The organism is Streptomyces sp. 1114.5 (assembly GCF_003635085.1).
Taxonomy (GTDB): domain Bacteria; phylum Actinomycetota; class Actinomycetes; order Streptomycetales; family Streptomycetaceae; genus Kitasatospora.
Genome location: NZ_RBXE01000001.1, coordinates 1,218,654 through 1,240,805, shown reverse-complemented (window position 1 = coordinate 1,240,805; position 22,152 = coordinate 1,218,654). Strand labels below are relative to the sequence as shown.

18 protein-coding genes are annotated in these 22,152 nt (G+C 73.6%); 10 read left to right on the top strand and 8 right to left on the bottom strand.

Translation table 11 applies throughout. From position 1 onward, the window contains the following. Window positions 1-115: 115 nt before the first annotated feature. The 5 genes from BX285_RS05330 to BX285_RS05310 all read left to right on the top strand — a co-directional run bounded on the left by BX285_RS05330 (window position 116) and on the right by BX285_RS05310 (window position 6,396). Window positions 116-1,390 carry a rhodanese-like domain-containing protein gene (locus BX285_RS05330; RefSeq protein WP_121174587.1) on the top strand — a complete coding sequence of 425 codons (1,275 nt, stop codon included), beginning with the start codon at window positions 116-118 and terminating at the stop codon, window positions 1,388-1,390. 77 nt (window positions 1,391-1,467) lie between these two features. Then, window positions 1,468-2,130, top strand: a complete 663-nt coding sequence (locus tag BX285_RS05325) for a DUF5819 family protein (RefSeq protein ID WP_121174586.1) — start codon at window positions 1,468-1,470, stop codon at window positions 2,128-2,130. Next, on the top strand, window positions 2,127-3,443 hold the full coding sequence (locus BX285_RS37110) for an HTTM domain-containing protein (protein ID WP_183107005.1): 1,317 nt from the start codon (window positions 2,127-2,129) through the stop codon (window positions 3,441-3,443). Before BX285_RS05325 ends, BX285_RS37110 begins: the two co-directional genes overlap by 4 nt. A 9-nt stretch (window positions 3,444-3,452) precedes the next feature. Beyond that, window positions 3,453-5,651 carry an FUSC family protein gene (locus tag BX285_RS05315; protein WP_121174585.1) on the top strand — a complete coding sequence of 733 codons (2,199 nt, stop codon included), beginning with the start codon at window positions 3,453-3,455 and terminating at the stop codon, window positions 5,649-5,651. Beyond that, window positions 5,644-6,396, top strand: a complete 753-nt coding sequence (locus BX285_RS05310) for an RNA methyltransferase (protein ID WP_121174584.1) — start codon at window positions 5,644-5,646, stop codon at window positions 6,394-6,396. Before BX285_RS05315 ends, BX285_RS05310 begins: the two co-directional genes overlap by 8 nt. 7 nt (window positions 6,397-6,403) lie before the next feature. On the opposite strand, the gene BX285_RS05305 is transcribed toward BX285_RS05310, so the two are convergent. The 4 genes from BX285_RS05305 to BX285_RS05290 all read right to left on the bottom strand — a co-directional run bounded on the left by BX285_RS05305 (window position 6,404) and on the right by BX285_RS05290 (window position 11,479). Beyond that, a complete protein-coding gene (locus BX285_RS05305; RefSeq protein WP_121174583.1) occupies window positions 6,404-7,315 on the bottom strand; it encodes a pyridoxamine 5'-phosphate oxidase family protein in 912 nt (303 codons plus the stop codon). Between the two features lie 38 nt (window positions 7,316-7,353). Further along, window positions 7,354-7,824: a VOC family protein gene (locus tag BX285_RS05300; protein ID WP_121174582.1), complete on the bottom strand. Its 471-nt coding sequence runs from the start codon at window positions 7,822-7,824 to the stop codon at window positions 7,354-7,356. Window positions 7,825-8,012: 188 nt separating this feature from the next. After that, window positions 8,013-9,035 (bottom strand): hypothetical protein, encoded by a 1,023-nt coding sequence (locus BX285_RS05295; RefSeq protein WP_121174581.1) that lies wholly within the window; start codon window positions 9,033-9,035, stop codon window positions 8,013-8,015. 287 nt (window positions 9,036-9,322) lie between these two features. Then, complete coding sequence (locus tag BX285_RS05290) at window positions 9,323-11,479, bottom strand: protease pro-enzyme activation domain-containing protein (RefSeq protein WP_220783899.1); 2,157 nt, start codon at window positions 11,477-11,479, stop codon at window positions 9,323-9,325. Between the two features lie 257 nt (window positions 11,480-11,736). On the opposite strand from BX285_RS05290, the gene BX285_RS05285 reads away from it, so the two are divergent. After that, entirely contained in the window at window positions 11,737-12,303 is a 567-nt protein-coding gene (locus BX285_RS05285; RefSeq protein WP_121174580.1) for a CGNR zinc finger domain-containing protein, read from the top strand. 59 nt (window positions 12,304-12,362) lie between these two features. Here BX285_RS05285 and BX285_RS05280 read toward each other — a convergent pair whose 3' ends face one another. The 3 genes from BX285_RS05280 to BX285_RS05270 all read right to left on the bottom strand — a co-directional run bounded on the left by BX285_RS05280 (window position 12,363) and on the right by BX285_RS05270 (window position 17,114). Continuing rightward, window positions 12,363-13,850 (bottom strand): FAD-dependent monooxygenase, encoded by a 1,488-nt coding sequence (locus tag BX285_RS05280; RefSeq protein WP_121174579.1) that lies wholly within the window; start codon window positions 13,848-13,850, stop codon window positions 12,363-12,365. A gap of 146 nt (window positions 13,851-13,996) precedes the next feature. Continuing rightward, a complete protein-coding gene (paaN, locus tag BX285_RS05275; protein ID WP_097236896.1) occupies window positions 13,997-15,697 on the bottom strand; it encodes a phenylacetic acid degradation protein PaaN in 1,701 nt (566 codons plus the stop codon). Between the two features lie 151 nt (window positions 15,698-15,848). Beyond that, the gene (locus BX285_RS05270; RefSeq protein WP_121174578.1) at window positions 15,849-17,114 is read right to left on the bottom strand and encodes a glycosyltransferase family 39 protein; all 1,266 of its coding nucleotides are present in this window, start codon (window positions 17,112-17,114) and stop codon (window positions 15,849-15,851) included. Between the two features lie 129 nt (window positions 17,115-17,243). Here BX285_RS05270 and BX285_RS05265 point away from each other — a divergent pair, with 129 nt between their 5' ends. After that, window positions 17,244-17,828: a TetR/AcrR family transcriptional regulator gene (locus tag BX285_RS05265; protein WP_121174577.1), complete on the top strand. Its 585-nt coding sequence runs from the start codon at window positions 17,244-17,246 to the stop codon at window positions 17,826-17,828. Window positions 17,829-17,983: 155 nt separating this feature from the next. Here BX285_RS05265 and BX285_RS05260 read toward each other — a convergent pair whose 3' ends face one another. Next, window positions 17,984-18,457 (bottom strand): Lrp/AsnC family transcriptional regulator, encoded by a 474-nt coding sequence (locus BX285_RS05260; RefSeq protein ID WP_259470439.1) that lies wholly within the window; start codon window positions 18,455-18,457, stop codon window positions 17,984-17,986. Window positions 18,458-18,606: 149 nt separating this feature from the next. Here BX285_RS05260 and pdhA point away from each other — a divergent pair, with 149 nt between their 5' ends. From pdhA to BX285_RS05245, 3 genes are all read left to right on the top strand, one after another. Continuing rightward, window positions 18,607-19,746, top strand: a complete 1,140-nt coding sequence (gene pdhA / locus BX285_RS05255) for a pyruvate dehydrogenase (acetyl-transferring) E1 component subunit alpha (RefSeq protein WP_097236892.1) — start codon at window positions 18,607-18,609, stop codon at window positions 19,744-19,746. 83 nt (window positions 19,747-19,829) lie between these two features. Then, entirely contained in the window at window positions 19,830-20,792 is a 963-nt protein-coding gene (locus BX285_RS05250) for an alpha-ketoacid dehydrogenase subunit beta (RefSeq protein WP_259470676.1), read from the top strand. Window positions 20,793-20,797: 5 nt separating this feature from the next. Next, the gene (locus tag BX285_RS05245) at window positions 20,798-22,123 is read left to right on the top strand and encodes a dihydrolipoamide acetyltransferase family protein (RefSeq protein ID WP_097240104.1); all 1,326 of its coding nucleotides are present in this window, start codon (window positions 20,798-20,800) and stop codon (window positions 22,121-22,123) included. Window positions 22,124-22,152: the final 29 nt, after the last annotated feature.

Sequence of the window (22,152 nt, the reverse complement as noted above, 5' to 3'; positions counted from 1 at the left end):
CGGTACCTCCGGTTCACCCGGACGGGGCCTTGGCGTACGGCGGTAGGGTGGCAGGCCGGGCCGCCCGCACGGCGGCCCGCAGGACGCAGCCGGCCGGACGAGACAGAGGCGAGAAGTGAGCGCGCAGAGCCCCGCCCGCTGGACGGACCCGGAGCAGCAGGAGCTGGAGGAGCGGGTCGCCGCCGCCGAGCTCGCCTGGCTCAGCATGGACGTGGACGTGCAGACGCTGCGGGTCGAGATCGACAACTTCGCCCTGATCCACCATCAGCTGCTCGGCCCGCTCTACGCCCGGCTGGACGAGCTGGACGCCCTGGTCGCCGAGGCCGTCGCGGCCCGCACGGGGCTGCCCGAGGACCGGCGCCGGGCCGCGGAGGCGCGGCAGCAGGTCGAGGAACTGCCGGACCTGGACGCGCTGTTCGACTCGGTGCAGGAGAAACGGGAGCAGTCGGGACGGGAGGAGGCCGGGCAGGGGCCCGAGGCGGCCCCGCCGCCGCCCGCCGTGCCCGCCGCGCCGGCCCGGGTGCGGCCGGGCAAGGAGGCCCAGCGGATCTACCGCGAGCTGGTCCGCCGTGCCCACCCCGACCTCACCACCGACCCGGCCGAGCAACAGCGCCGGGCCGACTTCCTCGCCCGGGTCAACGAGGCCTACGCGTACGGGGACGCCGCCGCGCTGGAGGGCCTGGCCGCCGAGTGGTCCACCGCGCCGGAGGCCGCACCCGGCGTCGACTCCCCCGACCGGCTGGACTGGCTGCGCCGCCGGCTGGACTGGCTGACCGCCAAGATCGCCGAGACCGCCGCGGAGCAGGTCCGGCTGGAACAGACCCCGATGGGCGAACTGCTCGCCCTCGCCCCGCAGGACCCGGACCGGCTGCTGGAGCAGCTGGCCGAGGAGCTGCTGGCCAAGGCCGCCGACCGGCAGGCCGAGCTGGAGCGGCTGCTCGACGGGCACCGGCCCGTGGACGGCCACCCGCCCGCGGGCGGGCATGGCCACGATCACGGCCACGGGCAGGCCCCGGTGGGCGACAATGGCACGGACCCGAACCGACCCCAGGAGAGCCACACGATGTTCGCGCAGATCCCCACCGCCGACGCCGCCGCCGTACCCGCCGATGCCGCCCTGCTGGACGTGCGCGAGCAGGACGAGTGGGACGCCGGGCACGTGGACGGCGCGCTGCACATCCCGCTGGGCCAGGTGATCGCCCGGCTCGGCGAGCTGCCCGACGAGAAGCTGTACGTGCTCTGCCGGGTCGGCGGCCGCTCCGCGCAGGTCGTCCAGTACCTGGTGCAGCAGGGCCGGGACGCGGTGAACGTCGACGGCGGGATGTACGCCTGGCAGGACGCCGGCCGTCCGATGGTGAGCAGCACCGGCCAGGAGGCCTTCGTCCTCTAGGGCCCCGGGGATTCTGCTCCGGGCCGCTCCGAGGCAGGATGGGCGCGCGAGCGTGCCGGTACCGGGCTGGAGAGACCATGGCGGAGACGACGGAGCGGCCGGGCCCCGGGCGGGCCTGGTCGAGGCCGGCGACGGCCGTGCTGGGCCTCGCCGGGGTGGTGCTGCTCGGCGGCACCGCACTGTTCCTTGCCGCGGTGTTCCTGCACGTCGCGCCCGCCAACTCGCTGTCCCGGCAGTACCGGGACGAGGTCGACGGCATCGTCTACCCGGAGTTCGAGCAGAACTGGAAGCTGTTCGCGCCCAACCCGCTGCAGCAGAACGTCAGCGTGGACGCCCGGGTGCGGACCGTCGCGCCCGGCGGGGCGACCCGCACCCACGACTGGATCGGCCTGACCGCGCAGGACCTCGCCGCGATACGGGGCAACCCGGCGCCCAGCCACGTCGACCAGAACCTGCTGCGCCGGGCCTGGGACTTCTACGACGGCACGCACAACCCGCAGGACGAGACGTCCACCGGGACGCGCGGCAAGCTCGCCGAGCAGTACCTCAAACGGATCGCGCTGCAGCGGATCGGTCGGGACCTGGACGGCGGGCGGATCCTGGAGATCGACTTCCGGGTGACCACGGCCACCGTCCCGCCGCCGACCTGGAACGGTGAGGCCGCGCCGCCCGAGCCCAAGGTGCGGGAGCTGCCGTGGTGGCCGGTCGCGGACGAGGACTACCGGGGGCTGCGCGGATGAACGAGGTGTCGGCGCAGACCCCGCGGTCGGCGGAGGAGCTGACGGCGGGCGGCGTTCCGCGGCAGGCGGGGGCGGGGGCGGAGGCTTCGGCGCCGTCGGGGCCTCGGGCAGCCGGGCCGGCCGGGCCGGTCGGGCGGGCCGTGGCGGCGTTCACCGGGCGGGTGCTCGGGCGGCACCAGGCCGCCGTGGTGCGGATCGGGTTCGGGCTGGTCTGGTGCGTGTACCTGCTGCGCGAGTGGCCCAACCGGCGGGTGCTGTACGGCGACCGCTCCCCGCTGTCGCTGGACCTCGCCGAGCGGCTGCTCGGCGATGACGGGGCGTTCACCGTGCTGCCCTGGTTCGGCGGGCGGCTCTGGTTCGAACTGGTCTACCACCTGGCGGTGCTGGCGGCCCTCGGCGTGCTGCTGGGCTGGCGGACCAGGGCGAGCACGGTGCTGTTCCTGGTCACCGTGCTGTCGCTGCAGAACCGCGACGTCTTCCTCGGGGACGGCGGCGACAACGTCGTCCACCTGATGGCGGTCTACCTGGTCTTCACCCGCTGCGCCGAGGTCTGGTCGCTGGACGCCCGGCGGGGGCGGCTCGGGCGGTCCGGGTTCGGGCGGTCCGGGGCGGCGGAGTGGGCGGGGGTGGTGCTCTGGGTCCTGCTCGGGGCTGCCCTGGCGGTCTGTCAGCTCGGGGACTTCTCCGGGCAGAGCCTGACCTGGACCGGCCGGACCTTCCCGTACCTCGGCTGGGCACCGCTGTTCTGGGGGCTCTGGGGCGTGGCCGGGCTCTGGTGGGTGCTCGGCCGGCTGCGGCCGGACGGCGAGGCGCGGGCGGTGCTCGACGCGCTGGCCATCATGGTGCACAACTGCGCGATGCTGGTGATCGCCGTCGAGGTGGTGCTGATCTACGCCACGGCCGGCTGGTACAAGGTGCAGGGCTCGCGCTGGCAGGACGGCACCGCGCTGTACTACCCGCTGCACCTGGACTACTTCACGCCCTGGCCCGGGCTGTCCGCACTGGTCGGCTCGGCGCTGCTGCCGGTGTTCCTGATCTCCTACGGGACGGTGATCGTGCAGGTGGCCTTCCCGTTCACGCTGCTCAACCGGCGGGTCAAGAACGTACTGCTGGCCGTCATGATGCTGGAGCACGTGGGGATCGCGGTGTTGCTCGGGCTGCCGGTGTTCTCGCTCGCGATGATCGCGGCGGATGCGGTGTTCCTGCCGACCGGGGCACTGGTGTGGCTGGCGGGGCGGCTCGGCCGGGGCGGGCCGGGCGGGCGGCTCGGGCGGTTCGGGCCGGGCGGTGGTGGGGTTCGGGGTACGCCCTAGGATGTCGGTATGTCCTGGTTCGCTGCGCTTCGTGACACCGCGCGGACCGGACTCACCCTCGACCGGGCCCTCACCGACCCCAAGCGGGCCGTCCGCGGGGCGGTCGCCGTCGCCCTGGTGCTCTTCCCGACGCTCGCGCTCGGCGGGGTCTCGCTCGCCACCTCGGCCGCGATGGGGGCGTTCATCGCCGGCTCGGCCACCTTCCAGCGCAGCTTCCGGCCCCGGGCCAGCCTCGCCGTCGCCGCCGGGGCCGGACTCGGCATCAGCACCTTCCTCGGCTACCTGGCCGCCGGCGTCCCCGGGCTGTTCCCGGTGCTGCTCGCGGTGTGGGCCTTCGGCGCCGGGCTCGCCTGGGCGATCGGGCCCACCGCCGGGGTCGTCGCGACCAACACCGTCTCGGTGATGCTGATCGTCGTCCAACTGCCGGTCAGCGTCACCGCCGCGCTCGGTCACGGGCTGGTCGCCGCCCTCGGCGGAGTCGTCCAAGCCGTCGTCATCACCCTCTGGCCGATCGGGAGCTGGAGCGCCCAGCGGGACGCCCTCGCCGACACCTACGCCGAACTCGCCGACTACGCCCGCCGGTTGCGCCAGGACCCGACCGCGCACGTGGACCCGGCACCGTTCATGACCGCCCGGCACGCCGCCGCCCTCACCCCCTGGCAGGACCGGCACCGGCCGCCCGAGCTGCGCGGCCTGCGCGGCATCGCCGAACGGATCCGGCCCACCCTCGCCGCGCTCGCCGACCCCAGGATCGGCGCCCCCGAGGAAGGACCGGAACGGGACCGGGCCCGGGAGGTACTGGCCGCAGCCGCCGAAGTCATGGACGCCCTCGCCCGGGCCGTCAGCACCGGCGACCCCCTCCGGTTCCCCCGGTCCGCGCCCGCGCTCACCCTGGTACGGCCCGACGACGAAGGACCCCGGTTGCAGGGCGCCGCCCGGCGCTCCGCCCGACGGCTCGGCGGGCTGCTGCGCAAGGCCGCCGACACCCTGGACCGCAACGACGAGGAGACCATCACCACACCCGTCGTCGGGGTCGGCGGGGCACTGCACAAGCCGTCGATCGTCCGGATGCTGCCGGTGGCGCTGCGGGCCGTACGGCGGCAGCTGCGGCCGCGGTCGGCGATCTTCCAGCACGCCGTCCGGCTCGCCGCGGTGGTCACCGTCTCCTACCTGCTGGCCCGGCTCGCCGGCTTCCACCACGGGTACTGGGCGCCGATGACCGCCGCGATGGTGATGCGGCCGGACTTCGCCCAGACCTACAGCCGGGGTGTCGCCCGGCTGGCCGGGACGGTCGTCGGGGTCGCCGTCTCCACGCTGGTGGTGCAGCTCGCCCACCCCGGGGAATGGGTGCTGGCCGCGCTCGCGGTGGTCTGCATCGGCGGGGCGTACCTCGCGTTCCGCACCGGGTACGCGCTGACCACGGTCGGGATCTCCACGTACGTGGTGTTCCTGCTCGGGCTGCAGGCGGGGAACCCGCTGGTGACGGCCTTCGAACGGGTCGGGCTCACGCTGCTCGGCGGGACCGTCGCGCTCGTCACGTACGCGCTGTTCCCGACCTGGCAGACGGCCCGGCTCGGGGAACGGCTCGCCGAATGGCTGGCGGCGGCCGGGCGGTACGCGGGGGCCGTCGTCGCCTGCTACGTGGAGCCGGGGGCGCCGCGGGGGCGGGTGGTACGGAGCGCCCTGCTGGACTCGCGGGAGGCGCGGTCCGAGCTCCTGCAGGCGATGCAGCGGGCCGACGCCGAGCCGGGGCGGCACGAGTCGGGGCTGGCGGGGGTGAGCCGGCGGCAGATCGACCGGGCTCGGGCGGCGGTGGGGGCCCTTGGACGGGCGGCGGTGCTGTTGGAGGCGCATCTGCCGGGGGGCGATGCGGAGCCCGTGCCGGGGGCTCGGGAGTACGGGGAGGAGCTGCGGCTGGCGACGGCGGTGGCGGCGGGGGCTCTGTTGACGGGGCGGGGGGTGGAGTTCGGGGCTGTGCGGGGGGCGCAGGCGCGGTTGGAGGAGGGGTTGGCGGCGGCTGGGGGTGGGGCCGGGGCCGGGGTGCAGGGGGAGGTGGTGAGGGCGGGGACTCGGTTGGTGGGGCTGGCTTTGCGGGATCTGGAGCGGGCTTTGCGCGGGTCTTCGGGGGGTGGTTCTCGGGACGGCGGGGGTGTTCGGGGGGAGGGCAGGGGGTCGGGGATTCGGTGGGAGAGTGAGCGGTATGGGTGACGAGGAGCTGGTGAGGGCGTGGCGGGCGGCTGAGCGGGAGCCGGGGGCGGTGTTGCTGGACGGGTTTCATGCGGTGAAGCACGCGCTGCGGTTCGAGGGGGACGTTCGGTGGGTGTTGACCTCGGACCGGGGTGCGTTGTTGGCGTTGGCCGCGGAGTTGGCGGGGGACGTGGTGCCGGCTCTGGAGGGGTTGGCGGTGGAGCTGCCGGAGGCGGTGCTGCGGACCTTGGTGCCCCGGTTGCATCCGACCGGGGTGATGGCGTTGGGGGTGCGGCCTTCGGTGGGGGCGAATCTGGCGGTGCTGGGTGGGCGGGCTCGGCGGGCGCCGGTGGTGGTGTTGGAGAATCCGCGGAATCTGGGGAATGTCGGCGCGGTGATCCGGTTGGCGGCGGGGTTCGGTGCGACCGGGGTGGTGACCACCGGCGATCTGGATCCGTGGCACCCGAACGTGCTGCGGGGTAGTGCGGGTCTGCACTTCGCCACGGCGGTGGAGCGGTTGAGCCTGTCGGAGCTGCCTTCCGGGCCGCTGTACGTGTTGGACCCGGAGGGTACGGACATCCGGGACCTGGCTTTTCCGGACGATGCGCTGCTCGCCTTCGGGACCGAGCGGCACGGGGTCTCGGCGGAGCTCAAGGCGCGGGCCGACCGGTTGGTCGCGGTGCCGATGCAGCCGGGGGTGTCCAGTTTCAACCTGGCGACGAGTGTGGCGATGGGGCTCTTCCACTGGATGTCCGGGAAGCGCTGAGGCCGGGTCAGTGCGGGATGGCGGGCGAGTACTCGGGGTCGGTCCAGGTCAGCGGGGTGGCGTCGGCGAGTTCGAGGACGCCGGTGACGGTCAGTTCGACCATCCGTTCGGCGCCCGGGACGGCCTGGCGGGCCTGCTCGGACCAGTCGGTGCGGGCCTCGCCGGTGACCAGCAGGGCCCCGCCGGTCTCCCAGTCGGGCAGCAGCAGGCCGGCCCGCGGGTCCAGTTCCAGGTTGCCGAGGGTCAGGAACATGCTGTTGCCCGGGTACTCCGGCCAGCGCAGCCGGTCGGGCGCGACGGCCTCCAGGAAGCCGGGGAAGCCGCCGCGGTGGGAGGCGTCCACGCTGCCGTCCGGGCCGGTGGTGGCGATGAAGAAGGTGTCCGCGGTGGCGGCGGCCAGGCGCTGTGCGGTGGTCAGCTGCGAGCCGGCGGTGACGGTGCGGGGCGGGCCGGCGGCCGGTCGGTCCAGCGGGGTGCGGCGCTGGATGTACTTCGGGCAGTTGGAGACCACTTCGGCGGCGTCGATCAGCAGCCCGCCCCGGCCGTCCGGGACGGAGCTGCCGTTGAGCCGCATCCGGCGCCGGCCGGCCGGGTCCAGGGCGATGGTGCCGACCCGGGCCGGGCGGGCCAGCGCCTCGGCCAGCGGGTCGGCGGCGATCGGGCGGGCGGCGACCGCCATGGTCCGCTCGTCCGGCGCCTGGAGGAAGCCGGCCGGGCCGGCCAGCTGGGTGGCCCAGACCCGGCCGTCCGGGTCGGCGGCGCCGACGACCAGCATCCGGCGCTCGGTCAGGAAGCGGGCGGCGACGGCGGGAATGGTGGTGCGGATCGACCGGCCGGCGTGGTCGGCGCGCTCGGTGCGGCCGGCCCGGGCCTGGGCGGTCCGTTCGCCGGCGTGGTACGGCGTGCTGATGGTGGTCATGGTCGGCTCCCCCGTGGTCGATCGGACTCGGCTGGGATTTAGAAGAAGCCGCAGGTCGGGGCGCCGGTGGTGGGGGCGGTGGCCGCGGTCTCGTGCACGCCGGTGCGGGTGTAGATCTCCAGCCGGATGCCGTCCGGGTCGGTGAAGAAGATGCCGCCGGAGGCGGAGCCCTCGCGGTGCGGGACGACGCCGTCGTAGGCGAACTCGGCGCCCAGCTCGCGCAGCAGCTGCTCGGTGGCGCGGACCTCGTCGAGGCTCTCGACCTCGAAGGAGAGGTGGTGCAGGCCGGGGTGGTCGGTGGCGAAGGTGCCGGTGCTCTGCTGCCAGAGGGTGACCACCAGGCGGCCGTCGCGGCCGAGCAGGGCGTAGCGGCGCTCGGGGTCGGTGCCCTCGTGGGTGACCTGGAGGCCGAGGACGGCGCGGTAGAAGTCGATCGAGCGGGTCAGGTCGGTGACGTTGAGGCCGACGTGGCCGGTCTGCAGGGTGCGGAGCAGGGTGGTGCTGGACATGGGTCACTCCCGGAGGGCTGGGCTTCCGGCGGCTGCCGCCTAACCGGTACTCATGAGAGTAGGAGTTAGGTGATGTGGCGTCAACCGATATGGGGAGTTGAAGGGGTTAGGTGCGGGGACGGACGTGAAGGAGCCCCGTCGGACCTGGGGTCTGACGGGGCTCATGGGGGTGGGGTGGGGGGTGGGGGCTAGGACCACTCCCACCGGATGCCGATGTGGCCGGGCTGCTGGTCCGGGGCCAGGACGTGGGCGCTCGCCGAGGCGCCGATCCACAGCTGCTCGCGGCGGTGGTCGACGTCGGCGCCCGGCTCGCGGTCGTAGCGCTCGCAGTGCGCGGGGACGGCGGCCGGGTCGAAGTGGACCTGGAGCACGTACTCGCGCACCGGGGTGGCGAAGCGGCGGCTGTACTCCAGGGTCGGGCCGCCCGGCGGGATCTCCACCTCGTACTCGAAGACGGTGCTGTCGCCGAGGCCGAGCGGGCGGTCCAGCATCAGCTCGGCGACGGTGAGGCCGACCTCCGGGCGGCGGCGCACCCGGCCCAGCCGGCCGTGCCGCACCGAGGTGATCTCCGGGCAGCCGGTGGCCTCCTCGTCGGCCTTGTGCACGACCAGGCAGCGGCCGACGCCGCCGACGGTGGCGCGCACCACCTGGCGCATCCGCAGCAGGTTGGCGCGCCGCTCGTCGTCCACGTAGTAGGAGTCGTGGATGCTCAGGCGCTCCAGCTCGCCGGCCGGCGGGGCGTCCAGCTCGGCGAAGATCGAGGCGATCTCCTGCTCGCCGGGCCAGACGTCCTCCAGGCCGAGGTGCAGGGTGTTGGCGGCGGCGGCCCAGCGGCCGCGCGGGCGGGGCGGGCCGAGCAGCGAGGAGAGCGCGCTGTGCGGCAGGCCGAGCAGTTCCTCCAGCAGGTGGACGGCGCGCAGCGAGCTGGCCCGTTCGGGCTGGCTGCGGCCGCGGCGCCAGTAACTCAGCGTCGTGACACTGACCCTGACGCCACGTTGGGCTAGGGCGGCGCGGATCCGGTCCAGGCTGAGGCCGCTGGCCTCGATGGCCAGGTGCAGGGTGTCCGCGAAGCCGCCGACCGGAGCGAGCCGGGTGGCGGGCGGCGCCGGCGCCGGCGCAGGGGCGGAGCCGGGCGCGGGCGGCGCGGGTCGGTCCGTATGCGATCCGACCAGCCGCAGCCGCGCGGCGTCCTGAGGTTGCTGTGCGGCCATGCGGTGACCCTCCCCACCAGGTGAGTTCGGTGGGACCGGGCCGACGCCGGGGCGCGCCGCCAGCGGCTTCACCGAGCTTTGGGGAACCCTATGCACGGTCGAGAGGCTACGTCATCAGTCGTGCGTATGACAGTGGTCACGGCAGGTCTACCGGATGGTTATCGATCTTGAAACAGTCCGGAAACACGGGGCTTACCCGGGGCCCCGCAACCGGGACGCGACACCGCCGGGGCGGGCCCTGTCGGCGCCGCCCCGGCGGGGGTATCGGTGGAGCTACCTGCCGGTGATCAGCTGACGTTCAGCGCGACGTCGTCGATCACGAAGCTGGTCTGCTGGGACGAGTCCTCGGTGCCGGTGAACTTGATGGTCACGGTCTGGCCGGCGAAGGAGGTCAGGTCCAGGGTGCGCTGCACGTAGCCGGCGGCGGCGTTCACGTTGGAGTAGGTCGCCAGCGTGGTGCTGTTCGCCTGGACGGTCAGCTTGTCGTACGCGGTGGAGCCGGTCTCCGCGGTGTCGATGTGCAGCCAGAAGGTCAGCTTGGCGGAGGCGCAGCCGGCCGGGACGGAGACGGTCTGCGACAGGGTGTCGGTGTGGGCCGAGCCGTAGCCGTTCAGCCAGGCCTTCCAGCTGCCCGAGTGGGCGGCCTGGGAGGAGCTGTTGTCGACGACGCCGGTGGAGGAGGTCCACGGGGCGGCGGTGCCGGTCTCGAAGCCGCCGTTGCCGACCAGCTGGGCGGCGGTGCAGCCGCCGGACGGCGGGGTGGTGCTGCCGCCGAGCAGGGCGGTGTTCAGCGCGTCGGCGACCGGGGAGCCCCAGCCGGTGACCTGGTCGTAGCCGGCCTTCGCGGAGAAGTCCTGGTTGGCGCCGGTGCTCACGTCGTGGAAGGTGCTGCCGTAGCTGCTGCTGTTGGCGACCGAGTACAGCCGCGGGCTGGCCTCACCAAGGGCCGGCTGCCCGGCGGCCTTGGCCTTCTGGTTGAACTGGGCCGCGTAGCCGGACCAGAGCGGGGCGGCCGCGCTGGTGCCGCCGTAGACCTGCCAGCCGCCGGCCGTGTAGATCGCGAAGCCGCTCTGCGGGTCGGCGTTGGAGGAGACGTCCGGGACGGTGCGCATGGTGCCGCTGACGCCGGTGCCGGTCTGCCAGCTCGGCTTGGCGAACACGGTGGAGACGCCGCCGCCGGCGGTGCTCCAGGCGCTCTCCGAGGAGTAGGTGTTGCTGCTGGTCACCTTGAGGTTGGTGCCGCCGACGCCGGTCTGGTGCGGGCTGGAGGCCGGGAAGTCGACGGCCTTGACGGTGGAGCCGCTGGTGGAGCGGGTGCAGTCGCGGGAGCCGTCGTCGCCGGAGGCGGAGAAGATCGAGATGCCCTGGGCGGCGGCCTGCTTGAAGGCGTTGTCGACCGCGGTCATCGAGGCGGCGGTGGTGTCGGGCTCGCAGGAGCCCCAGGAGATCGAGATGACCGAGGCCCGGTTGTCGGCCACGATCTTGTTGGCCATGTCGATCTCGCCCTGGTCGCTGTTGGGGGCCTCGTAGACCAGCTGAGTGGCCTTGGGCGCCGCGCCGCGGACGATCTCGCTGTCCAGCTCGACCTCGCCCTGGCCCTGGCCGGGGGCGGAGTCGTAGTTCGCGCCGTCCACCGAGACGGTGGAGACGGCCGGGCCGGTCAGGCCGAACTGCGAGTCGTAGGTGGTCAGGTTCGAGGACTTGTAGCCGTCGAACTCCCAGAGGGCGACCGTCACGCCGGTGCCGTCCGCGCCGGTCTTGTTCAGGTTGTAGGCGCCGGTGTACTGGGCCGGGGTCGTCCCGCTCGGGCTCGCGGTGGCGGCGTTCGGGGTGATCGAGTTCGGCGTGGCCAGGCGGTTCTTGCGCACCGCGTGGTTGTCCAGGCCGCTCACGCCCTGGACCACGGAGGCCAGGTCGGACGGGATCGAGGCGGCGGCGTCGTTGGCGAAGAACGCGCGCTGCAGCTGCGGGTCGACGTACGCGCTCTCGTGGGTGCCGAAGGCCTGCGAGACCTGGGCGGAGGTGCCGTGGGCGTTGACCACCTGGCGGTTGGCACTCACCTCGGTGACGGTCAGGCCCTGGGCGGCCAGGTAGGTCTTGACCTGCTCGACGTCGGCCTGGGTCGGGCCGAACTGGGCAGTGAACTGCTCCGGCGTCAGGTACTTGCCGAACTCCGGCGTGCCGGGGGTGGCCACCGCGGTGAGGAAGCGGTCCAGGGCGTCGGTGTTGCGCAGCTTCAGGCTGACGGCCACCGAGATCTGCTGCTCGGACGGGACGTCGCCCTTCTTCTCCGAGTGGGCCACCGCGGGGTTCACGGTGTTCGGGAGGGAGACGCGCGGTGCGGCGTTCGGGGTGGCGGCCTGCGCGGCGGAGACGCCGAGCGAGACGGCGGTCAGCGGCAGCACGGCTATCGCCGCGGCGAGAGCAAGGGAACGGGGGCGCAACGGATCCTCCTCTGGCCGGCTGTGGGGGGCCGGCAAGGGGCCAGGCGTTCCGGGGTCGAGAACGCTGGCTCGAACATGACAGAACCCGTGTGCGAGTTGGCTCATGATCAAGCAATTCGTTGCTAAAAAACAGTCAAGTGTGGAGAGCGGGAAACTCCCGGATTCCATACAGTGAATGACCGGAATTCCGGAATCGGTCCATACCAATTCGCACCGCCGGGCGCGGACGTAGAATCGGCTGGAGCCGAGGGAGAACGATGACTGACGTGAAGGCGGACCCGAGGGACCCGCGACCGCTGATCGGCGAGCCGCTCGCGCTCGATCTGCTCAACACGCGGTGGGCCGGGACGCCCGTCAACGACCTGCTCGCCGGGGTCGAAGAGTACGGGATCTGGCTCTCCTCCGCCGGGCTGGCCGGCCGCTGCGAAGCCGACGACGCCGGGCTGGCGGCCATCCGGCAGGCCCGCGAGGTGATCCGGGCTGCCTCCCAAGACGCGGGCGATCAGGGGGAGTTGAGCGCGCAGGCGCGGGACGGACTGGACGCGGTGCTGGCGCACGGGCGGATCCGGCGGACGGCCGGACCGGGCGGCGCCGAGGACCGGGTCGAGGCCGACCGGCCGGAGTGGCTGGCGCCCTGGCTGGCCGTGGACGACTTCCTCACGCTGCTCGGGCAGGGCGGCCGGCGGATCAAGCAGTGCGCGCACGAGGCCTGCATCCTGTATTTCTTCGACACCTCGCAGAACGGGCGCCGACGGTGGTGCCGGATGGCGGTCTGCGGGAATCGGGCGAAGGCCGCGCGGCACTACGAGAAGGCCCGGGGTTAACGGACGACCGAACGAAAGGTCGGCGGGCGCGGGTTGTCGCCGCGCCCGCCGACGGCCGGTCAGACCGCGCCGAGCCAGCTGGTGAGGGCGGTGCGCAGCTCGCCCTGGCCGGGGTCGACGCCGGCCCAGGCGACGTAGCCGTCCGGGCGGATCAGCAGGACGGTGTCGCGCAGCTTGCCGTGCGGGTCGGCCGGCGCGGCGGAGACCATGCGGTCCGCCCACGGCTCGGCGGCGACCAGCTCGTCGTTGCTGACGAGGACGAAGGTGCCGGCGCGCAGCGCCTCGTAGAGCCGCTCAGGGGCGGCCGGGGCGCCCTCGGCAGGCTTGCTGAGGGCGGTCAGCCGCAGGTCCGGGACGCGCTTGCCGACCTGCGGGTGGGCGCCCTTGGGGGCCGGGTAGGAGAACTCGATGCCGGAGACCAGCCGGGCGCCGCGCTCGGTGACCAGGTCGAGGTGGCCGCCCAGCGCGGTGAGCGCCCCGCGCAGGGCGCGGGTGGGGGCGGACTCGGCGAGGGCGAGCCGGATCAGGGCGCCGGAGGTGCGCAGGACGGTCTTCCCGACCGGGTGCCGCTCCGTCTGGTAGGTGTCCAGCAGGGCGTCGGTGGCCCGGCCCCGGACGGCGGCGGCGAGCTTCCAGGAGAGGTTGGCCGCGTCCTGCATGCCGGTGTTCATGCCCTGGCCGCCGGCCGGGGAGTGGCAGTGGGCGGCGTCGCCGGCCAGGAAGACCCGGCCGGAGCGGTAGTTGGGGACCTGGCGCTCGTCGCTGTGGAAGGTGGAGCTCCAGCGCACGTCGTGCAGGCCGTAGTCCTCGTCGAGGATGCCGCCGAGGAGGGCGGTGAGCTGTTCCGGCGAGGGGGAGGTGCCGTCCTCGAAGCGCTCGTTGCGGTCCCAGGCGATCACCCGGTACCAGCCGTCGCCGAACGGGGCGATGAAGGCGAAGCCGGCCTCGTTGGCGCCGACGGTGATCGCCCCGGCGGGCTCGCGCTCCAGCCGGACGTCGGCCAGCACCACGGAGTCGACCACGGACTCGCCGGGGAAGGGGATGCCGAGCAGGTCGCGGACGGCGGAGTGGACGCCGTCGGTGCCCACCGCGTAGCCGGCGCGGAAGGCCCGTCCGTCGGCGGTCTCCAGGGTCACGCCGTCGGCGTCCTGGCGCAGCCCGGTCACCTCGGCGCCGCGCACGAGGGTCGCGCCGGCCTTCTCGGCGCGCTCCAGCAGCAGCCGTTCGACGTTGTACTGCGGGGTGATCAGGACGAACGGGAAGCGGGTGGGCAGCGAGCCGAGGTCGATGCCGAGGCGGTCGAACAGCTTCAGCGCGCCGAGCGGCCGGCCGGTGGCGATCAGCTCGTCGGCCAGGCCCCGGGCGTCCAGCAGCTCCAGGCTGCGGGCGTGCACGGCGAAGGCCCGGGTGAGGTTGGACTCGGCGGCCCGCTTCTCCAGCACGGTGACGCCGACCCCGGCGGCGGCGAGGTCGCCGGCCAGCAGCAGTCCGGTCGGTCCGGCGCCGACGATCAGGACGTCGGTTTCGGTCGTCGGCTTCACGGCCATGTATCAGCTCCCGTTGCTCTGAGGTCGGTTGGACGCCGTTCCCGGCGTTCTCCCAGCCTCCATCATCCCCGGCGGGCGGCGGCCGCGAACCGCCGGGCCCCGGCGGTGGGTGACCGCCGGGGCCCGGAACGGGAAGTGCGCAGTGCTCAGCTGTGCCGGCGGATCTCCACCGTACGGAAACGGTTGGCCACGAAGGCGCCGTCGCAGTAGGCCGAGTTGGCGGCCGGGTTGGCGCCGGTGCCGTGCAGGTCGGAGAAGGCGGCGGTCTGGTTGGGGTAGACGCCGCCGGTGAGGTTGAGCGAGAGCGAGACGCCGGAGTCCAGCGCGGCCTCGACCAGCAGCGCCTCCACCTCGGGCGAGGTGGTGTAGCCGGAGGCCGTCATGGCGCCCTTCTCGCGGACCGTGGTGCGCAGCAACTCGACGCCGGCGGCGGTGGATTCGACGGCGACGGCGAAGGAGACCGGGCCGAAGCACTCGCTGCGGAAGACCGAGCGGTCGTCCGGCTTGTCGGCGTCCAGCTTGACCAGGGCGGGGGTGCGGACGGTCGCGCCGGGGAAGTCGGGGGCGGTCACCGTGCGCGGGGCGAGGACGAGTTCGCCGTACTCGCCGCCGGCCGCGGCGGCCGAGCGCTGCAGCACGCCCGGGTTGACCACGGCGCCGAGGATGGCGGCGGCGCGGGCGTCGTCGGAGAGCAGGCCCTCGATGGCGCCGGCGAGGTCGGCGACCACCTGGTCGAAGGACTTGTCGCCCTGGTCGGTGGTGATGCCGCCGCGCGGGATCAGCACGTTCTGCGGGGTGGTGCACATCTGGCCGCTGTAGAGCGAGAGCGCGAAGGCCAGGTTGCCCAGCATGCCCTTGTAGTCGTCGGTGGAGTCGATGACGACCGCGTTGACGCCGGCCTTCTCGGTGTACACCTGCGCCTGCTTGGCGTTCTCCTCCAGCCAGTCGCCGAAGGAGGTGGAGCCGGTGTAGTCGATCATCTTGATCTCGGGGCGGACGGCGAGGGTCGCGGCGACGGTGCCGCCCTCGTGCTCGGCGGCCAGGCAGACCAGGTTGGGGTCGAAGCCGGCCTCGGCGAGCACCTCGCGGGCGATCCGGACGGTCAGTGCGAGCGGCAGTACGGCCCGCGGGTGCGGCTTGACCAGCACCGGGTTGCCGGTGGCCAGCGAGGCGAACAGGCCCGGGTAGCCGTTCCAGGTGGGGAAGGTGTTGCAGCCGATCAGCAGCGCGAGGCCGCGCGGGACGACGGTGAACTCCTTGGTCATCACCAGCGGCTCGCGCTTGCCCTGGGGCTTCGTCCAGCCGGCCTGCTTCGGCAGCCGGGTCTGCTCGGCGTACGCGTAGGCGACGGCCTCCAGGCCGCGGTCCTGGGCGTGCGGGCCGCCGGCCTGGAAGGCCATGCCGTAGGCCTGGCCGGTGGTGTGCATGACGGCCTGGGCGAACTCGTGGGAGCGGACGTTGATCCGGTGCAGGATCTCCAGGCAGACGGCGGCGCGCTCCAGCGGGGAGGCGGCGGCCCAGCCGGGGCGGGCGGCGGAGAGCGCGGCGATCAGCGCGTCCGGGCCGGCGTGCGGGTAGGTGATGCCCAGCTCGATGCCGTACGGGGAGGCCTCGCCGCCGACCTGGTCGCCGTCGGTGGGGTGGCCCTCCAGAGCGAAGGGGGCGCCGAGCAGGGCGTCGAAGGCGGCCTTGCCGTCCGCCGGGCCGCTCTCGCCGTAGGCCTTCGGGAACTCGGGGTAGGGCGACCAGTAGTCGCGCTTGGCGGCGGCGTCGAGCGCGGCGTCCAGGGTGGCCTGGTGGCGCTCGACCAGCTCGCTGACGAGGGGGTGGGTGACCGCTGCGGACATCTGTGCGCTCCTCAAGGGGGAGGACGGGACACGTCACAGAGTAACCGAACGATCGGTCGGCTCAAGAGGGTGCGGTGGCGGGATCGCGCCGGAACGCGCGGAGGGCGCGTCCGTGGCGGACGCGCCCTCCGGTGCTGCTGCTGTGCGGGGTCTACGGCACGCCCAGTTCGAAGATCACGTAACCGGCGTACCAGCCGGAGGCGACCGCACCGGTGCCCAGCACCGCGGCCAGCACCGGCCAGCTCAGCTTGCGCATCCCGATCGCCAGCGCGATGAACAGCGGGAACGCCGGCAGCAGGTAGCGCGAGACGTTGCCGAAGATGCCGAGGCTGCCGAGCACCGAGACGATCGTGGCCAGCGTGTAGGCGGTCAGCACCAGCGGCGGGCGCAGCCGTACGAGCAGCACGATCAGCACCGGCAGGGTGAACACGATCAGGGTCGCCAGGAGGTCCGGTACCGGGAAGGCGAACGGGTAGTCGCTGCGGCCCAGCAGCACCCCGCGGATCGCGTGCCAGGTGCCCTGCCCCCAGTCGAAGTAGTGCAGCCAGGCGTCGTGCTGCAGCCGGAAGTAGCCGCCCCACTCGCCGGTCTTCCAGCCCACCCAGCCGACGTAGCCGAGCAGGCCGATCGGGGCCAGCAGGATCGCGGCCAGCGGGCGCAGCACCCCGCTCTCCCGCCGGTACAGCTCGACCAGCGCGGCCAGGCCCACCGCGCCGATCAGCGCCGCCGCCGTCGGCCGGTTGAGCCCGGCGACCAGGGTGATCACCCCGGCCGCGACCCACTGCCTGGTCATCACGCAGTAGCAGGCCCAGGCGGCCAGCGCGACGAAGGTCGAGTCCGAGTACACCGCCCACTCGGCGCCCGAGCCCGGGGCGATCGCCCAGATCCCGGCCGCGATCACCCCGGCCCGGACGTCCCCGGACAGCTTCTCCACCACGGCGTAGATCCCGGCGGCGGCGAACAGCGAGGCCACCACCGACACCAGCATCCCGGCGCCGTACAGACCGAGGCCGGTGACGTCCGAGGTCAGCCGCATCAGGCCCGGGTACAGCGGGAAGAAGGCGGCCGAGTTCTGTTCGATGTTGAAGCCCTCCGGCCCCGCGATCGGGACCAGCGCCGGGTGGTAGCCGAACTGGGCGACCTGCTGGTACCACCAGCCGTCCCAGCTGGCCGGCACGTCCCACGGGTTGGCGCCGCCGCCGAACCGGGCCGGCTTCCTGGCGTAGTCGCCGGCGAAGGAGAGCAGCTTCATGAAGACCGTGAAGCCGATCAGCTTGAGCAGGGCGTAGCACCAGACGGCCGGGCCGAAGCGGACCGCCAGCGCGCGGGCGCGGTCCAGCCGACCGCGTGAGGCGTCCCCCGGCTCCTCGCTGCGCTGCTCGGGCACATCGGAGGCGACTGCCGGTATTGCGTTCATCAGCCGTGGACCCCAGCCTGCTGGACGTGGACGGATCGTCCGCAGATTCTAGGGCTTCCCCTCCACGGCGGGTGTGGACCAAGCGGACCCGATCGCGTACCGCACGGGGCGGCCGGGGATACTCGGAGGATGGCCGATCACACCACGCGCACCGCCTACACCGTGGAGTCACTGCTCGCGGTGACCGTCGACGTGTTCAACGAGCGCGGTTACGACGGCACCTCGATGGAGGACCTGTCCCGGGCCGCCGGGATCTCCAAGTCCTCGATCTACCACCACGTCCGCGGCAAGGAGGAGCTGCTGCGGCTGGCCGTGGGGCGGGCGCTGGACGGGCTGTTCGCGATCCTGGCCGAGCCGGCCGCGGTCGACGGCCCGGCGGTGGAGCGGCTGGAGCACGTGGTGCGGCGCACCGCGGAGGTGCTGCTGGCGGAGCTGCCGTACGTGACGCTGCTGCTGCGGGTGCGCGGCAACACGGCCACCGAGCTGTGGGCGCTGGAGCGCCGCCGGGACTTCGACCACCAGGTCGCCGAGCTGGTGCGGGCGGCGGTCGCGGACGGCGCGCTGCGCGCGGACGTGGAGCCGCGGCTGGCCACCCGGCTGCTGTTCGGGATGATCAACTCGATCGTGGAGTGGTACCGGCCGGGGCTCAAGGGCGCCGACGGGGTCGCGGACGCGGTGGTGCACCTGGCCTTCGACGGGCTGCGGGCGCGGTAGGTCCGTCGTCCCCGCCTCGCCCCCCGCGTCGGCCCGCGAGCCGAAGGGGCGCGCCGGTGCCGAAAGGGAGAAGCGAGGAGGCTCGAGGAACGAGGGCCTTGGAGCGACGACCGTCGGCACGGGGTCCGAGCGCCCCGGAGGCGAGTGGGCGCCGATCAGCCAGTCTGTGGGTCCGGGGGGACTTGGTCGGTCTCCTCGAAGACCAGCATGGTGCGGGTGCCGAGCACCTGGGGGATGGACTGGATGCGGTTGAGCACGAGCTCCCGCAGGGTCCGGTTGTCGGCGGTGTGCACCAGCAGCAGGACGTCGAAGTCCCCGCCGACCAGTGCGATGTGCGCGACCCCCGGCAGCTCCAGAAGTTGCTCGCGGACCGTGCGCCAGGAGTTCTGGACGATCTTCAGGGTGATGTACGCGGACGCGGCCTGACCGGCCCGTTCGTGGTCCACCCTGGCGGTGAAGCCGCGGATGACGCCGTCCTCGACCATTCTGGAGATCCGGGCGTACGCGTTGGCCCGGGACACGTGCACCCGCTCGGCCACCGAGCGGATGGAGGCGCGACCGTCCTGCTGCAGCAGCCGCAGGATCGCCCGGTCGACCCGGTCGAGTCTGGACATCTGTTCAGCCGACATGACCCCCCACCCTCACCGATTGGACGCACTGCCACCAGTCGACCGCCGATCAGGCCGAATGTCCACCACCTTGTCACGCTTCTGGTCAAGATGAACAGACGACCGAACAATCGGTAGGGAGCCCCCGCGACCCCTGGAGGTGCCCCGAGATGACCGTTCTCGACCACAGACACCACACCGGTGTGCCCGGTTGGCTGCCCGGGGCCACCGCCCCGCGCACCGATCCGGCGCCCCTCCTGCCGGACCCCTCCCCCGTCCGGGTGCTCGGCACCCCCGGGCTGGAGAAGTACGACCCGGCGCTGCTGCGCGAGCTCTACCGGCGCCTGGTCGTCGGCCGCCGGTACAACCAGCAGGCCACCACCCTGACCAAGCAGGGCCGCCTCGCCGTCTACCCGGCGTCCACCGGGCAGGAGGCCTGCCAGATCGCCGCCGCGCTGGTGCTCGACGAGCGCGACTGGCTCTTCCCCAGCTACCGCGACACCCTCGCCGTGGTCTCCCGGGGCGTGGACCCGCTGGAGTCCCTGACCCTGCTGCGCGGCAACGCCCACACCGGCTACGACCCGCGCGCCACCCGCACCGCCCCGCTCTGCACCCCGCTCGCCACCCAGGCCCCGCACGCCGTCGGCCTGGCCCACGCCGCCCGGCTGAGCGGCGAGCCCGCCGTCGCGCTGGCGATGCTCGGCGACGGCGGCACCAGCGAGGGCGACTTCCACGAGGCACTGAACTTCGCGGCCGTGCTCAACGCGCCGGTGGTCTTCCTGGTGCAGAACAACGGCTACGCGATCTCCGTCCCGCTCAGCGCTCAGTCCGCCGCGCCCAGCCTGGCCCACAAGGCCGTCGGCTACGGCATGCCGGGACGGCTGGTGGACGGCAACGACGCGCCCGCCGTGCACTCGGTGCTGGCCGAGGCGGTCGAGCGGGCCCGCAGCGGCGGCGGCCCGACCCTGGTCGAGGCGCTGACCTACCGGATCGAGGCGCACACCAACGCCGACGACGCCACCCGCTACCGCACCGAGCCCGAGGTGGCCGCCTGGCGGGAGCACGACCCGATCCTGCTGATGGACCGCGCGCTGCGCGAACTCGGCGTCCTGGACGACGCGTTGGTGCAGGAGGCGGCGGAGGAGGCGGAGGCGCTGGCGGCCCGGATGCGGGCCGAGTTCCACGCCGAGCCGGAGCTCGACCCGATGTCGCTGTTCGCCCACGTCTACGCCGAGCCGACCCCGCAACTGCTGGAGCAGGCCGCCCAGTTGTCCGCCGAGCTGGCCGCCGAGGCCGAGGTGCAGCACTGATGTCGACAGCATCCCACCCGTCGCCCACCCCCACCCTTGGCGGAGCGGCTGCGCGACACACCTCCGGTGCCCGCACCGCCTCGATGGCGCAGGCGCTCAACTCCGCGCTGCGGGACGCCATGCGCGACGATCCGGCGGTGCACGTGCTCGGCGAGGACGTCGGCGCGCTCGGCGGCGTCTTCCGGATCACCGACGGGCTGACCGCCGAGTTCGGCCCGGACCGCTGCCTGGACACCCCGCTGGCCGAGGCCGGCATCCTCGGCACCGCCATCGGCATGGCCATGTACGGGCTGCGCCCGGTGGTCGAGATGCAGTTCGACGCGTTCGCCTACCCGGCGCTGGAGCAGCTGTTCTCGCACGTCGCCAAGATGCGCAACCGCACCGCCGGACGGCTCCCGCTGCCGATCACCGTCCGCGTCCCGTACGGCGGCGGCATCGGCGGGGTCGAGCACCACAGCGACGCCTCCGAGGCGTACTACACCAGCACCCCCGGCCTGCACGTGGTCACCCCGGGAACGGTCGGGGACGCGTACGGGCTGCTGCGGGCCTCGATCGCCTCCGACGACCCGGTGGTCTTCCTGGAGCCCAAGCGGCTCTACTGGGGCAAGGACGGGTTCGACCCGGCGGCGCCGGTCGAGCCGATCGGCAAGGCCGTGCTGCGGCGCACCGGGACGTCCGCCGTGCTGATCACCTACGGCCCCTCGCTGCCGGTCTGCCTGGAGGCGGCCGAGACGGCGAAGGCCGAGGGCTGGGACCTCGCGGTGCTGGACCTGCGCACCCTGGTGCCCTTCGACGACGAGACCGTCACCCGGGTGGTGCGCTCCGTCGGCCGGGCCGTGGTGGTGCACGAGTCGACCGGCTTCGGCGGCACCGGCGCGGAGATCGCCGCACGGGTCACCGAACGCTGCTTCCACCACCTCGCCGCGCCCGTGCTGCGGGTGACCGGCTTCGACATCCCGTACCCGCCGCCGATGCTGGAGCACCACCACCTGCCCGGGGTGGACCGGATCCTGGACGCGGTCGCCCGGCTGCAGTGGGAGGACTGAGGATGATGCCCGTCGTGCGGGAGTTCCGGCTGCCCGACCTCGGTGAGGGACTCACCGGGGCCGAGGTGGTGCGCTGGATGGTCGAGGTCGGCGAGGTCATCGCGGTCGACCAGCCGGTGGTGGAGGTGGAGACCGCCAAGGCCGTGGTGGAGGTGCCCTGCCCGTACGGCGGGGTGGTCACCGCGCGTTACGGGGAGGAGGGCGAGGAGATCGCCGTGGGCGCCCCGCTGGTGACGGTCGCGGTGGCTTCGGCCTCGGGGGGAGGGGCTGCGCCCGAGGAGCCGGCCGAGCGGGCTGCCCTGCGGGCTGCGGAGCACTCCGCCGAGGTGGAGCGACCGCTGGTCGGGTACGGCGTCGCGGAGCCGGGGAAGGGTGGGCGGCGGCGCCGGGTCGGTGCGGCCGCTGCGGTGGCTGCTCCGGCTGCTCCGGTGGCGGTGGCGGCGGTTGTCGCCGGGCCCGCCGTGGTGCCGGTGATCTCGCCGTTGGTGCGGCGGCTGGCCCGGGAGCAGGGGGTCGACCTGACCGCCCTGACCGGGAGCGGGCCGGACGGGCTGATCATGCGGGCGGACGTCGAGCGGGCGGTCGCGGCCAAGGTTTCGGCGCCGGTCGCCGTGCCCGCTGCGGCGGCTCCGGCGGCCGTCCAGGAGGGTGTCGTCCCGCTGCGCGGGCTGCGCAAGGCGGTGGCCGAGAAGCTCAGCCGCAGCCATCGGGAGATCCCGGCCGCGACCTGCTGGGTGGACGCCGACGCCACCGAACTGATGGCGCTGCGGCGGCAGTTGAACGCCACGCCGGGCCCGAAGGTGAGCGTGCTGGCGCTGCTGGCGCGGATCTGCACGGTCGCACTGGCGCGCTTCCCCGAGCTCAACTCCTCGGTGACCGAGGACGGTTCGGGCATCCTCCGGCACTCGGCGGTGCACCTGGGCTTCGCCGCGCAGGGGGAGCGCGGCCTGGTCGTTCCGGTGGTGCGGGACGCGCAGGCCCGCAGCACCGAGCAACTCGGCGAGGAGCTGGTCCGGTTGACCGAGGCGGCACGCAGCGGCTCGCTCACCCCGGCCGAACTGACCGGCGGCACCTTCACGTTGAACAACTACGGCGTGTTCGGCGTGGACGGCTCCACCCCGATCCTCAACCACCCCGAGGCGGCGATGCTCGGGGTCGGCCGGATCGTCGCCAAACCGTGGGTGCACGGTGGGGAGTTGGCGGTGCGCGAGGTGACGCAGCTGTCGTTCACCTTCGACCACCGGGTCTGCGACGGCGGGACGGCGGGCGGCTTCCTGCGCTTCGTCGCGGACTGCGTGGAGCAGCCGGGCATGCTGCTGCGGCAGCTCTGAGCAGGACGCGGTTGCCCTGGGTGGACGGG